Here is a 13,411-nt window from a genome sequence, read left to right on the forward strand (position 1 = left end):
CCAGATGGGCGAGGCGATCCGCTTTCTCTTGAACGGCGAAGAGCGCATGGTGGAAGGTCTCCCGCCGACCACCACCGTTCTCGAATATTTGCGCGGGGCCCGCGAGCGGCTGACCGGCACCAAGGAAGGCTGCGCGGAAGGGGATTGTGGCGCCTGCACCGTGCTTCTCGAAGAGCCTGACGGCGAAGGGGGTCTCCAGCGCCGCGCCGTCAACGCCTGCATCCTGTTTCTGCCGGCGCTGCATGGGCGCTCGGTCGTCACGATCGAGCATCTCGGCCGGGACGGGCTGCATCCGATTCAGGAGGCGATGGTCGAGCGCCACGCCAGCCAATGCGGCTTCTGCACGCCCGGCTTCGTGATGCAGCTTTATTCCGGCTGGCGCACCGGCGCCCTCAGCGACCGGCAGTCGGTCAAGGACGTCATCTCGGGCAATCTCTGCCGCTGCACCGGCTATGGGCCGATCGTGGAGGCCGGGCTCGACCTCGCGCGCCAGCCGCTGCCGGACACGTCCGCCGAGGATGCCGCGACGGCCGAAGCTCTGCGCGCGGCGCGCGGCCAGGGCGTCTTCCGCTACGAGGCGGACGGGCGGCTCTGGCTCTCCCCCGGCGATGTGGACGATCTCGCCGACACCTACGCCGCGCACCCCGACGCCACGCTGGTGGCCGGCGCGACGGATGTCGGGCTCTGGGTCACGAAGCAGCATCGCGATTTTCCCGTCATGATCGACGTCTCGCGCGTGGAGGATCTCCGCCATGTCGAGGAGGGGCCGCATTCGCTCTTCTTCGGCGCGGGTGTCACGCATCGCGAAGCGCGGGCGCGGCTTGCCGACATCCACCCCGATCTCGACGAGGTCATGCGCCGCTTCGCCGGCTATCAGATCCGCAACACGGGCACGGTCGGCGGTAATATCGCCAATGGCTCGCCGATCGGCGACCTGCCGCCCATGCTGATCGCGCTCGGCGCCAATCTTTTCCTGCGCCGGGGCGAGACGATGCGGAACCTGCCGCTGGAGGATTTCTTCATCCAGTACGGCCGTCAGGACCGCGCACCGGGCGAGTTTGTCGTGGCCGTGGAGGTGCCGCTTCTGGAAGTGAACGAGCGCTTTGCGGCCTACAAGATTTCCAAACGCCTGGACTCGGACATTTCGGCCGTGCTCGCGGCCTTCAAGCTGACGCTGGAGAGCGGCGTGGTCGCACAGGCGCGCCTTGCCTTTGGCGGCATGGCGGGTACGCCCAAGCGCGCGGCGGCGGCGGAAGCGGCGCTGATCGGCCGGCCCTTCGATGCGGACAGCGTGGCGCGGGCGGCCGAGGCTTTGCGAGAGGATTTCCAGCCGCTGGACGATCTGCGCGCCAGCGCGGACTATCGCCTGCAAGCCGCCGCCGGATGCCTGGAGCGTTTCCGGCTGCAACTGGACGGCGTTCCCTCGCGGATCGAGGAGGTGGCCTGATGGACGAGACCCGCGTTCAGGACCGGGGCGAGGCCGGCACGGTCGGCATCGAGGCGCTGGACGAAGCGCCTGCTCTGCCGCAAACCCGGCTGAAGGGCGGCGTCGGCCAGCCGATCCGCCACGACAGTGGAGCCAAGCACGTCTCGGGCGAGGCGCGCTATCTGGACGACGATCCCGAGCTTCCCGGCACGTTGCAGGTCTATCTCGCCATGAGCCCCAAGGCCCATGCGCGCATCCGCGCAATGGACCTTGCCCCCGTGCGCTCTGGCGAGGGCGTCGTCTGCGTGCTCTCGGCCGAGGATGTGCCGGGCATCAACGATTATTCGCCCGTCTTCGGCGATGATCCGATCTTCGCGGACGGCATCGTGCAATTCGTCGGCCAGCCGCTTTTTGCCGTCGCCGCACCCAGCCTGAAACAGGCGCGGGCGGCCGCGAAGCTTGCCGTGGTGGACTACGAAGATCTGCCTGCCGCCGTGACGATGGACGAGGGCGTCGCCTTTGCCGATGCGGCCGGCGAGGACCTTCTGACCCCGCACGAGATGCGGCTCGGCGATGCGGCCTCGGCGCTGGCGGGAGCGCCGCATATCGTGGAAGGCCGGGTCGAGACGGGCGGGCAGGATCATTTCTATCTGGAAGGCCAGATCGCCTATGCCTGGCCGCAGGAGGATGGCGACGTCGTCGTGCGCTCCTCCACACAGCATCCGTCCGAAGTGCAGCACAATGTGGCGAAAGCCATCGGGCGCGCCGACCATGCGGTGACGATCGAGGTCCGGCGCATGGGCGGCGGCTTCGGCGGCAAGGAATCGCAGCCCGCGCTGTTTGCCTCCGTCGCGGCGCTCGTCGCGCTTAAGACGGGCCGCCCGGCCAAATGCCGGCTCGACCGCGACGACGACATGGAGATGACCGGCAAGCGGCACGAGTGCCGGACGGACTACCGCGTCGGCCATGACGGCGAGGGGCGGCTGGTGGGTGCCGAGTTCCACCAGTTCATCCGCTGCGGCTATTCCAAGGACCTGTCGGGCGCGATCGCCGACCGCGCCATGTTCCATGCCGACAATGCCTATGACCTGAAGGCCGCCCATATCCACTCGCGCCGCCTGAAGACGCACACCGTCTCCAACACCGCCTTTCGCGGCTTCGGCGGGCCGCAGGGCATGGTCGCGATCGAGCGGGCGATGGACCGGATCGGCTTCGATCTCGGCCTCGATCCGCTGGATGTGCGAAAGCGCAATTTCTACGCCGCGATGGGCACAGGCGAGCCGGGCCTGACGCCTTATCATCAGAAGGTGGAGGATAGCGTCATCGCGGAGATGGTGGAGGAACTCGAAGCCTCCTCCGACTATCGCGCGCGGCGCGAGGCCGTGCGGGCCTTCAACGCCAAAAGCCCGATCCTCAAGAAGGGGCTCGCGCTGACGCCGGTGAAGTTCGGCATCTCCTTTACCACCTCGCATCTCAACCAGGCCGGGGCTCTGGTGCATGTCTACAAGGACGGCTCGGTTCATCTGAACCATGGCGGCACGGAGATGGGGCAGGGCCTCTTCACCAAGGTCGCGCAGGTGGTGGCCGAGGAGTTCCAGATCGACGTGGAACGGGTGAAGATCACCGCGACCACGACGGCCAAGGTACCCAACACCTCGGCGACGGCGGCGTCTTCGGGCTCGGACCTCAACGGCATGGCCGCCCAGGCCGCCGCGCGCACGATCAAGGAGCGGCTCATCGCCTTTGCTGCCGAGCGCTACCGCGTCGCGCCCGATGCCATCGAGTTCCTGCCGAACCGGGTGCGGATCGGCGCGGTGGAAAAGCGCTTCTCCGATCTCGTCGGCGAAGCCTATCTTGGCCGCGTCTCGCTGTCCTCCACCGGCTTCTACGCCACACCCGGCATCCGCTACGACCGCGAAACGGCGAGCGGCAAGCCGTTCTATTACTACGCCTATGGCGCGGCCTGCGCGGAGGTCGTGATCGACACGCTGACGGGCGAGAACCGCTTGTTGCGTGCCGATATCCTCCACGATGTCGGCCAGTCCTTGAACCCGGCGCTCGATCTCGGCCAGATCGAAGGCGGCTTCATTCAGGGCATGGGCTGGCTGACGACGGAAGAGCTTGTCTGGGACAAGGCCGGACGGCTGCGCACCCACGCACCCTCCACCTACAAGATCCCGACCGCCAACGACCGGCCGGACGATCTGCGCGTGAAGCTCTGGGACAAGGGGCGCAACCCGGCCGCCACGATCTTCCGCTCCAAGGCGGTGGGCGAGCCGCCCTTCATGCTGGCGCTCTCGGTCTTTTCGGCGCTGACGGATGCCGTGATCGCGGCGGGCGAAGGGCGGCGCTTCCCCGCGCTCGACGCCCCGGCGACGCCCGAGCGCATTCTCTCGGCCGTGCGCGCGGTGCGCGCCGCATGAGCGCGCTGCCCGCCCTTCGCGCCGCATCGGCCGAGGGGCGGCCGGCGGTCTTCGTGCGGGTCGAGGAAGCGCGCGGCTCCACCCCGCGCGAGGTCGGCGCTTTCATGCTGGTGACGGCAGAGGCTTGCGAAGGCACGGTCGGCGGCGGCGCGCTGGAGATGGAAGGCATCGTGGAGGCCCGGCGGCTGCTGGCCTCCGGCGAGAGTGAAAGCCGCCTCGCGATCCCGCTCGGCCCCGCCATCGGCCAATGCTGCGGCGGCCATGTGACCCTCGGGTTTCGTCGTCTCGACGCTGCGCTTCTGTCGGACATGGAAGCCTTGGAAGCGCGCGAGCGCGCGGCCTATCCTCATGTCTATGTGTTCGGGGCCGGCCATACAGGGCAGGCGCTGGCGCGCGCGCTTCTGCCGCTGCCGCTTCAGGTCGTGGTGATCGACACACGCGCCGACCGGCTGGCGACGCTGCCAGACGGCGTCGAGCGCCGCTTGCGCGCCGTGCCCGAGGCCGAGGTGCCGGGCGCGCCCGCAGGCTCGGCTTTCGTCGTCTTGACGCACGATCATGCGCTGGACTTCCTGATCGCGGCCGAAGCGCTGCGCCGATCGGACGCCGCCTATGTCGGCATGATCGGCTCGCGGACCAAGCGGGAAACCTTCCGCCGCCGCCTGGACGAGGCGCGGGAGGGGGCTCTGGCCGAGCGTCTCGTCCTGCCGATCGGCGGTGCTCGGGTGCGCGACAAACGCCCGGCCGTGATCGCCGCTTTGGCGGCTGCCGAAATCTTGACCGCCCTCGCATCCTCCTGTGAGGAAAACCACTGCTCAGGCTTTGCGCTTGTGCAAAACGAGTGCAATAACATCTCGGTTGAACCGTAGCGGACCTTTGCCCATGGCGCCTCGTCTTGAGCTTCAGTCGATTTCGAAGCGTTTTCCAGGCGTCGTGGCCAACGATGACATTTCCTTTTCCGTCGCGCCCGGCGCCATCCATGCCCTGCTCGGGGAAAACGGGGCCGGCAAGTCCACGCTGGTGAAGATCATCTATGGCGTGCAGCAGGCCGACGAGGGCACGATGCTCTTCGACGGACAGGCCGTGCGCATCCAGTCACCCCGCGAGGCGCGTCGGCTCGGCATCGGCATGGTGTTCCAGCATTTCTGCCTGTTCGAGGCGATGACGGTGCTGGAGAATATCGCGCTCGGCATGGACGATCCGCCGCCCCGGCGCGAGCTGGAGGCGCGCGTGCGCGAGGTCATGAGCGCCTACGGGTTGGGGCTCGACCCGCATCGCGAAGTCCACACGCTTTCGGTCGGCGAGCGCCAGCGCATCGAGATCGTGCGCGCGCTCCTGGGCAAGCCGAAGCTTCTGATCATGGACGAGCCGACATCCGTTCTGACGCCGCAGGAGGTGGACGCGCTGTTCGGCGTTCTCAGGCAGTTGCAGGGCGAGGGCTGCTCGATCCTCTATATCTCGCACAAGCTGGACGAGATCCGCACCCTCTGCTCGACGGCGACGATTCTGCGCGGCGGTCGGGTGGTGGGCACTTGCGATCCGCGGCAGGAAACCGCGCGCTCCATGGCCGAACTGATGATCGGCGGCTCGCTCAAGGCTCTGTCGGAAAAGCCGGCTTCCAGCCTCGGCCGGGAGCGTTTTTCCGTCTCCGGCCTCTCGGCGCCCGGCCTGCCGCCCTTCGGCACGAGCCTCAGGGCCATTTCCTTCTCCGTGCGCTCGGGCGAGATTCTGGGCATCGCGGGCGTCGCCGGCAACGGGCAGAACGAGCTTCTGGAAGTGCTCTCCGGCGAGCGCACGGCGGGCGTTTCGGGCAACGTGCGCATCGACGGGCAGGATTTGGCACGCCTCGGCGTCTCCGCGCGCCGCCGCGCCGGGCTCGCCACCGTGCCGGAAGAGCGCAACGGCCATGCCGCCGTGCCGGATATGACGCTTTATGAAAACGCCATTCTCTCGGCCCGCGCGCGCAAGGGGCTGGCCTCGGGCGGCTTGCTGCGCATGGGCGCGGCCAAGAGCTTTGCGGAAAGCGTCATCAAGGGCTTCGGCGTCAAGGCGACGGGGCCGCGCGCCGCTGCGCGCTCGCTGTCGGGCGGCAATTTGCAGAAATTCATCATGGGTCGCGAGATCGGGCAGGAGCCCACGGTTCTCGTCGTCTCGCAGCCGACCTGGGGCGTCGATGCCGGCGCGGCCGGCTTCATCCGGCAGGCCATGTTGGATTTGGCCGCGAAGGGCACGGCCATCGTCGTCGTCAGCCAGGATCTGGACGAGCTTCTCGAACTCTGCGACCGGCTCGCCGTCATCAACGAAGGGCGTCTGTCGCCGGCCATGGACGTGAAGGGCATTTCGATCGAGCGCGTCGGCCTTCTCATGGGCGGCATCCATGGCGAGACTCATGCGGAGGTGGCGGCCTGATGGCTCTTCGCTTCGTTCCCCGGCGCGAGCCGAGCCGCGCCATGCTGTTTGCGACGCCGGTTCTGGCTGTCGTGCTGACGCTGCTCGTCGGCGCGATCGTCTTCACTCTGCTGGGCTATGACGGGCTCGGCGCGGTGCGCGAGATTTTCGTCACGCCCCTCTTCGATCCCTATCGCTGGCAAGACCTTCTCGTGAAGGCCGCGCCGCTCGCCATGATCGCCGTCGGCTTGTCGGTCGGCTTCCGCGCCAATGTCTGGAACATCGGCGCGGAGGGGCAATATGTCATGGGCGGCCTCGCCGGCACGGGCGTCGCGCTCATGACGCTCGACATGACCGGGCCGTGGATTCTGCCGCTCATGGTCGTCGCGGGCATCATCGGCGGCATGGTCTGGGCCGCTATTCCCGCCTTCCTGCGCACGGCGCTGGGCGTCTCGGAAATCCTGTCCAGCCTGATGCTGAACTATGTCGCCATCCAGATTCTCTATTATCTGATGCGCGGCCCTTGGAAGGACCCGATGGGGTTCAACTTCCCGCAGACGGCCATGTTCTCGCCCGACCAGACGCTGCCCTTCGTCGTGCCGGGCACGCTGATCCATCTCGGCATTCCGGTGGCGCTCGCGCTGGCGCTCGCGCTCTGGTTCGTGGTGTCGCGCACGGTCGTGGGCTTTCAGGTGCGCGTCGTCGGTCTCAGCCCGCAGGCCGCCCGCTATGGCGGCTTCCGCGAAACGCGCGTCGTCTGGATGACCATGGCGCTCGGCGGCGCGCTGGCCGGTCTCGCGGGTATCTTCGAGGCCGCCGGCCCGTTCGGGCAGATGGTCCCGGCCTTTCCGGTCGGCTACGGCTTCACCGCCATCATCGTCGCCTTTCTCGGTCGCCTCCATCCGCTCGGCATCGTGTTTGCCGCGCTCGTTCTGGCGCTGACCTATGTCGGGGGCGAAAGCGCGCAGACGGCCATCGGCCTGCCGGCCGCCGCGATCGGCGTGTTCCAGGCCATGATGCTCTTCTTCCTGCTGGCGGTGGACATTCTCGTGCGCTACCGCCTGACCACATCCGGCGGCGGCAGCGGTGCGCCGGTCGGCCTGCCGGCCCAAAGCGGACCTGCCATCGCGCCGGTTGCCGAGACCAAGACCGGAAGCGGAGTGCCGGCATGAACGAGGCCCTGATCGTCGCCATCATCGTCGCGGTCGTCACATCGGCCACGCCCATCCTGATCGCCGCGCTCGGCGAGCTGGTGGTGGAGAAGTCGGGCGTTCTCAATCTCGGCGTCGAAGGCATGATGCTGATCGGGGCCGTCACCGGCTTCATCGTCTCGGTGTCGACAGGCGTTCCGGCGCTCGGCGCGCTGGGCGGCATGGCGGCGGCCGCCGCCGCCTCACTGATCTTCGCCTATCTGACGCTGACGCTCACCGCCAATCAGGTGGCGACGGGTCTGGCGCTGACGATCTTCGGCACGGGCGTTTCGGCGCTGGCGGGCGCATCTTTCGTCGGGATCACCACGCCGGTCTTCGGCTCGGTCTTTCCCGCAAGCTTGAGCGACGATCCGATCTGGCGCGTCCTGTTCGGCTATTCGCCCATCGTCTATGCGTCCTTCGCGCTGACCTTCGCCGTCTGGTGGTTTCTCAAGCACAGCAGAGCCGGCCTCGTGCTGCGGGCGGTCGGCGAAAGCGATTCCTCGGCCCATTCGATCGGCTATCCCGTGTTGAAGGTGCGCTATTTCGCGGTGCTCTTCGGCGGGGCCATGGCGGGGCTGGCGGGGGCTTACTATTCGCTGGTGCTGACGCCCATGTGGGCCGAGCGGCTGACCGCCGGGCGCGGCTGGATCGCCATCGCGCTCGTCGTGTTCGCCTCCTGGCGGCCGGGGCGGCTCCTGCTCGGGGCCTATCTCTTCGGCGCGGTCATCACGCTGGAGCTTCAGGCCAAGGCGGCCGGTTGGTCGCTGCTGGCACCCGAGTTCCTGACCAGCCTTCCTTATCTGGCGACGATCCTCGTCCTCGCTGTTATCTCGGGGCGGTCGCGCACGCGCAGCGCGGCGCCGGCCTGCCTCGGCAAACCCTTCCGGGCTTCGGCCTGATATCCGATCATCTCAAGGAGTTCTCGATGATCCTTCTCAATCGCCGTCAGGTTCTTCTGGGAGGCGCCGCCCTCGCCGCCACGCTCGCGATCGGCGCTCCGGCCTTCGCGCAGGTGAAGGATCGCCCGGTGAAGGCCGCCTTCGTCTATGTCGGCCCGGTCGGCGATTTCGGCTATTCCTTCGCCCATGACCAGGGTCGCAAATATCTGGCCGAGAAGCTGGGTGATAAGGTGCAGACGACCTTCGTCGAGAACGTCGCCGAAGGGCCGGACGCCGAGCGCGTCATCCGCAAGCTCGCGCAGGACGGCAACGACATCATCTTCTCGACCTCCTTCGGCTTCATGAATCCGACTCTGAAGGTCGCCAAGCAGTTCCCGAAGGTGAAGTTCGAGCACGCGACGGGCTACCAGACCGCGCCGAACATGGCGGCCTACAATTCCAAATTCTACCAGGGCCGCGCCGTGCTCGGCACCATCGCCGGCATGATGTCGAAAACCGGCAAGGCCGGCTATGTCGCCTCCTTCCCGATCCCGGAAGTCGTGATGGGCATCAACGCCTTCACGCTGGCGGCGCGCAAGGTGAACCCAAATTTCGAGACGCAGGTCGTCTGGGTGAACTCCTGGTACGACCCGGCCAAGGAAGCGCAAGCCGCCGGCGCGCTGCTCGACCAAGGCGCCGACGTCATTACCCAGCACACCGACTCGCCCGGCCCCTTGCAGGAAGCCGAGAAGCGCGGCGCCATCGCCTTCGGCCAGGCTTGGGACATGACCAAGTTCGCGCCGAACGCGCACATGACCGCGATCGTCGACAATTGGGGCCCCTATTATGTCAGCCGCGTCAACGCGGTGGCCGATGGCACCTGGAAGACGCAGGACGTCTGGCTCGGCATGAAGGAAGGCGAGGTCGAGATGGCCCCCTTCAACCCCAAGATGCCTGATAACGTGAAGGCCGCCGCGCAGAAGATCGTGGACGAGACCAAGGCCGGCACCTACGAGGTCTTCACCGGCCCGATCAAGGACCAGTCGGGCGCCGACAAGATCCCGGCGGGTCAGGTCATCCCGGATGCGGACTTGCTCAAGATGGACTGGTATGTCCAAGGCGTGCGTAACTAAGACGGCTCGCGCTGGCGGTCATCCAGCGCGGTTCGCTGCGCTTCCGATGCTCATGGACACCAAGTCCGCTCAGCTTCGGGTCTCGCGACTCCACGCTGACTGACTCACTATCACGACCCTCTGGTCGGCGTTCTATGAGGGATGCTGACCGGGCGGCCGACGAGTTCCGAAAGGGCGCCCCGCGCCCTTTCCCTAACGCCTGGCTCCTCCCACCGTCTCCTGAACGGCGAGGAGCCCGCAAAGGCACATCGGATTCATTTTGAGGCGTTCCGCGACAAGGGGGCGGCGTCTCGGGGGTCATCCCATGTGGACTTATCTTTCCGAATGGCTGCAATTTGGCGTGCGCTGGGTGCACGTCGTCACCGCGATCGCCTGGATCGGATCGTCCTTCTATTTCATCGCGCTCGATCTGGGCCTTCGAAAGCCGCATGGCGCGCCCATGGTGGGCGTCGGCGGCGAGGCCTGGCAGGTCCATGGCGGCGGCTTCTACCATATCCAGAAATACATGGTCGCCCCGCCGCACATGCCGGAGGACCTGACCTGGTTCAAATGGGAGAGCTACGCGACTTGGCTGTCGGGCGCGGCGCTGCTCTTCCTCGTCTATTATCTCGGCGCCGATCTTTATCTGATCGATCCCGCCAAGGCCGATCTTCCGGCCTGGGCCGCCGTTCTGATCGGCGTGGCGGGGCTGGCGCTCGGCTGGGTCGTCTATGACCGGATCTGCAAGTCGCCGCTCGGCAAGAACGACTCGGTGCTGCTCGGCATCGTGTTCGTCTATGTCGTCGCGGCAAGCTTCGTGTTCAGCCAGCTCTTCTCGGGGCGCGGGGCCATGCTGCACACCGGCGCCATGATCGCGACGATCATGACCGCCAATGTCGCCATGCTCATCATCCCCAACCAGAAGATCGTGGTGGCGGACCTCAAGGCCGGGCGTTCGCCGGACCCGCGCCTGGGTGCGGCCGCCAAGCAGCGCTCGCTCCACAACAACTACCTGACCCTGCCGGTCATTTTCCTGATGCTGTCCAACCATTATCCGCTCGCCTTCGCGACGGAATGGAACTGGGCCATCGCGGGGCTGGTGCTTCTGATCGGCGCTGTCGTGCGCCACTTCTTCAACACCAAGCACAAGACCGGGCAGCATCTCTGGTGGTGCTGGGCTGTGGCGGGCGTGCTCTTCGTTCTTGTCATGGCCCTGTCGGGCGCGCCGGGCTGGCGCGCCTCACCCACGGGCGAGGCGTCCTCCACCTCGAATGCCAATCTCGACTTCCCGGCCGATCCGCAACTCGCGCTCGCGCGCTCGCCGCTGTTTCAGGAGGCCGAGGGCATCGTCCAGTCGCGCTGCTCCATGTGCCATGCGCGCAAGCCGCTCTGGCCGGGCATGGGCCACGCGCCCAAGGGCGTGCTTCTGGAAAACGGCCGCGACATCGTTCTGAACGCCTCCTTGATCGAGCGTCAGGCCGTGCGCTCCCACGCCATGCCCCCCGGCAATATCACCGGCATGGAGCCCTCCGAGCGCCTGGCGCTGGCCCGCTGGCTGGAAACCGGCAGCGGCCTTTATCGGCCTTGAGCCTATCTCGGCGCACTCACAGAGTTTAGACTCCCAGATATGACCGACATCACGATTTCAGCGGGCGGTACGCTCGCCCTTCGCGCGCGCGTTCTGTCCTATGACGTGCAGCATCTTCAGCCGGGCGAGACGCCGGTGGCGCGCTTCATCGAAGACGGGCTCGTCGTCATTCGCGACGGCCTCATCCAGGCCGTGGGCGAGGCGAGCGAGCTTCTCGACGGGCTCGGCCCCGACCAGCCCGTGACGGACTATCGCCCGTTTCTGCTGACCGCCGGCTTCATCGACCCGCATCTCCACATGCCGCAGACGCAGGTCATCGCCTCCTACGGCACGGAGCTGATGGAATGGCTCGCCAAGTACACGTTCCCCGAGGAGTCGCGCTATGGCGACCCAGCGGTGGCGGACGCGGCGGCGCAGTTCCTGCTGCGCGAACTCCTGCGCAACGGGACGACCACGGCGGTCGCCTTCTGCACCTCGCATCCGCAATCGGCGGAGAGCTTCTTTTCCGAGAGCGCGCGGCTGGGCCTGCGCATGATCGGCGGCAAGGTCATGATGGACCGCAACGCGCCGCCCGAACTCACCGACACGCCCGAGCGCGCCCATGACGAGACGTTGGCGCTCGTCCAGCGCTGGCACGGCGCGGGGCGGCTGGAAGTCGCCATCACGCCGCGCTTCGCGCCGACCTCCACCGAGGCGCAGCTGGAGGTGGCCGGCGCGCTGGCGAAGGACCATCCCGATCTTGCGATCCAGACGCATCTCTCCGAGAATCTTGGCGAGATCGATTTCGTGCGCGAGCTTTTCCCTTGGGCCGAGGACTATACGGCGGTCTACGAGCGCTACGGCCTCGTGCGCCGCCGCGCCCTGTTCGGCCATTGCATCCACCTGTCGGAGCGCGAGCGCAGGGCGCTGGCCGAGCATCAGGCGACGGCCGTGTTCTGCCCGACCTCGAACCTGTTTCTGGGCTCCGGCCTGTTCGATCGCGACGGCGCGCTGGCTGCAAACCTGCGCATGGGGCTCGCCACCGATATCGGCGGCGGCACGTCCTATTCCATGCTCCAGACGGCGGGCGAGGGCTACAAGGTTCTGGCCTTGCGCGGCCAGCGTCTGCCCGGCCATGCCGCCTTCTATATGATGACGGCGGGCAATGCCGATGCGATCGGCTTCGGCGACCGCATCGGGCAGGTCGCGCCGGGCTTCGAGGCGGATCTGACGATCCTCGACGCGCGCGCCACGGCCGCGTTGCGCCAGCGCATGGAGCGGGTGGAGACGCTGGAAGAAGAACTCTTCGCTCTGACGGTGCTCGGAGACGAGCGTGCTGTGGTCGCGACCTATGCGGCCGGCCGCCGGCTTCATGCGCGCGGCCTAGCCGAGCCGCCGCCGCTGGCCCATGGCGGGTTGGCTGCTTAAACCCTGGCGCGGCTGCGCTAGATAGCGCCTGCGGCGCTTTGCCTTGAGCGGGCGCCGCTATCAGAACGAGCCGGCCGGAGAAACCGGCGCGGGGCAGGAGGACGGGCATGAGACTGGTGCGTTTCGGAGAGCCAGGGGCCGAGAAGCCGGGGCTGATCGACGAGGAAAATCGCATTCGCGACCTGTCGGGCGAGATCGACGATATCGGCGGCGCGGTTCTCTCCCGGCACGGGCTGGAGAAGCTGCGCGCGCTGGACCCCAAAAGCCTGCCCAAGGCTGATCCGAGCCATCGCCTCGGCCCGCCCGTCGCCGGCATCCGAAACTTCATCGCCGTCGGCCGCAACTATGCCGAACACGCCGCCGAGACCGGCTCGGAGACACCGAGCGAGCCGCTTCTGTTCAACAAGGCGGTCTCCTGCATCGCCGGCCCGCGCGACGGTTTCGCCATTCCGAACGGCGCCACCAAGGTCGATTGGGAGGTCGAGGTCGCCATCGTCATCGGCGAGCGCTGCTATCAGGTCTCCAAGGACGAGGCGATGAATTACGTCGCCGGCTTCTGCCTGTGCAACGATGTGTCCGAGCGCACTTGGCAAAAGGAGCGCGGCGGCCAGTGGCTGAAGGGCAAGAGCGCGCCCGGCTTCGGCCCGCTCGGCCCTTGGCTGGTGACGCGGGACGAGATCGAGAACCCCACCGCGCTGGAACTCTGGCTCGACGTGAACGGCCAGCGGATGCAGACCGGCACCACGGCCGACATGATCTTCGACTTCGCCACCATCGTCTCCTACACGTCGGAATTCCTGGCGCTGGAGCCGGGCGACGTCATCACCACGGGCACCCCGGCGGGCGTCGGCGCGGGCATGAAGCCGCCGGTCTTCCTCAAGGCCGGCGATATCGTCACGCTCGGCAATGCGTATCTGGGCGAACAGCGTCAGGTCGTTTCCAGCCCAGACGAATAAGTCCGGCAGCGGGAGAGAAACCCCGCCGCCTCTCTGGATGAAT

At 67.2% G+C, this 13,411-nt stretch carries 10 protein-coding genes; all 10 read left to right on the forward strand.

Going from position 1 to position 13,411, the window contains the following annotated elements:
- Positions 1-4: 4 nt before the first annotated feature.
- The gene (xdhA, locus tag AUL28_RS15450; protein ID WP_062234227.1) at positions 5-1,447 is read left to right on the forward strand and encodes a xanthine dehydrogenase small subunit; all 1,443 of its coding nucleotides are present in this window, start codon (positions 5-7) and stop codon (positions 1,445-1,447) included.
- Entirely contained in the window at positions 1,447-3,849 is a 2,403-nt protein-coding gene (xdhB, locus tag AUL28_RS15455; protein WP_156420030.1) for a xanthine dehydrogenase molybdopterin binding subunit, read from the forward strand. Before xdhA ends, xdhB begins: the two co-directional genes overlap by 1 nt.
- Complete coding sequence (gene xdhC, locus AUL28_RS15460; protein WP_062234229.1) at positions 3,846-4,715, forward strand: xanthine dehydrogenase accessory protein XdhC; 870 nt, start codon at positions 3,846-3,848, stop codon at positions 4,713-4,715. Before xdhB ends, xdhC begins: the two co-directional genes overlap by 4 nt.
- Positions 4,716-4,728: 13 nt before the next feature.
- Positions 4,729-6,255 (forward strand): ABC transporter ATP-binding protein, encoded by a 1,527-nt coding sequence (locus tag AUL28_RS15465; protein WP_062234231.1) that lies wholly within the window; start codon positions 4,729-4,731, stop codon positions 6,253-6,255.
- The gene (locus AUL28_RS15470) at positions 6,255-7,406 is read left to right on the forward strand and encodes an ABC transporter permease (RefSeq protein ID WP_062234234.1); all 1,152 of its coding nucleotides are present in this window, start codon (positions 6,255-6,257) and stop codon (positions 7,404-7,406) included. Before AUL28_RS15465 ends, AUL28_RS15470 begins: the two co-directional genes overlap by 1 nt.
- Positions 7,403-8,326, forward strand: a complete 924-nt coding sequence (locus tag AUL28_RS15475) for an ABC transporter permease (RefSeq protein WP_062234235.1) — start codon at positions 7,403-7,405, stop codon at positions 8,324-8,326. Before AUL28_RS15470 ends, AUL28_RS15475 begins: the two co-directional genes overlap by 4 nt.
- Positions 8,327-8,352: 26 nt before the next feature.
- Positions 8,353-9,438 carry a BMP family ABC transporter substrate-binding protein gene (locus tag AUL28_RS15480; protein WP_058601323.1) on the forward strand — a complete coding sequence of 362 codons (1,086 nt, stop codon included), beginning with the start codon at positions 8,353-8,355 and terminating at the stop codon, positions 9,436-9,438.
- A gap of 304 nt (positions 9,439-9,742) precedes the next feature.
- Positions 9,743-11,005 (forward strand): urate hydroxylase PuuD, encoded by a 1,263-nt coding sequence (locus tag AUL28_RS15485; protein WP_062234238.1) that lies wholly within the window; start codon positions 9,743-9,745, stop codon positions 11,003-11,005.
- A gap of 39 nt (positions 11,006-11,044) precedes the next feature.
- Entirely contained in the window at positions 11,045-12,412 is a 1,368-nt protein-coding gene (gene guaD / locus AUL28_RS15490; protein ID WP_062234240.1) for a guanine deaminase, read from the forward strand.
- A gap of 107 nt (positions 12,413-12,519) precedes the next feature.
- The gene (locus tag AUL28_RS15495) at positions 12,520-13,368 is read left to right on the forward strand and encodes a fumarylacetoacetate hydrolase family protein (protein WP_062234243.1); all 849 of its coding nucleotides are present in this window, start codon (positions 12,520-12,522) and stop codon (positions 13,366-13,368) included.
- The last annotated feature ends 43 nt before the right edge of the window (positions 13,369-13,411 follow it).

The organism is Aureimonas sp. N4 (assembly GCF_001463925.1).
Classification (GTDB): Bacteria; Pseudomonadota; Alphaproteobacteria; order Rhizobiales; family Rhizobiaceae; genus Aureimonas; species Aureimonas ureilytica_A.

What these genes read in the sequence shown, in the direction of transcription:
- xdhB (WP_156420030.1), top strand. Translation starts at nt 1,447, where the DNA reads ATGGACGAGACCCGCGTTCAGGACCGGGGCGAGGCCGGCACGGTCGGC.
- AUL28_RS15485 (WP_062234238.1), top strand. Translation starts at nt 9,743, where the DNA reads ATGTGGACTTATCTTTCCGAATGGCTGCAATTTGGCGTGCGCTGGGTG.
- AUL28_RS15470 (WP_062234234.1), top strand. Translation starts at nt 6,255, where the DNA reads ATGGCTCTTCGCTTCGTTCCCCGGCGCGAGCCGAGCCGCGCCATGCTG.
- xdhA (WP_062234227.1), top strand. Translation starts at nt 5, where the DNA reads ATGGGCGAGGCGATCCGCTTTCTCTTGAACGGCGAAGAGCGCATGGTG.
- guaD (WP_062234240.1), top strand. Translation starts at nt 11,045, where the DNA reads ATGACCGACATCACGATTTCAGCGGGCGGTACGCTCGCCCTTCGCGCG.
- AUL28_RS15465 (WP_062234231.1), top strand. Translation starts at nt 4,729, where the DNA reads ATGGCGCCTCGTCTTGAGCTTCAGTCGATTTCGAAGCGTTTTCCAGGC.
- AUL28_RS15475 (WP_062234235.1), top strand. Translation starts at nt 7,403, where the DNA reads ATGAACGAGGCCCTGATCGTCGCCATCATCGTCGCGGTCGTCACATCG.
- AUL28_RS15495 (WP_062234243.1), top strand. Translation starts at nt 12,520, where the DNA reads ATGAGACTGGTGCGTTTCGGAGAGCCAGGGGCCGAGAAGCCGGGGCTG.
- xdhC (WP_062234229.1), top strand. Translation starts at nt 3,846, where the DNA reads ATGAGCGCGCTGCCCGCCCTTCGCGCCGCATCGGCCGAGGGGCGGCCG.
- AUL28_RS15480 (WP_058601323.1), top strand. Translation starts at nt 8,353, where the DNA reads ATGATCCTTCTCAATCGCCGTCAGGTTCTTCTGGGAGGCGCCGCCCTC.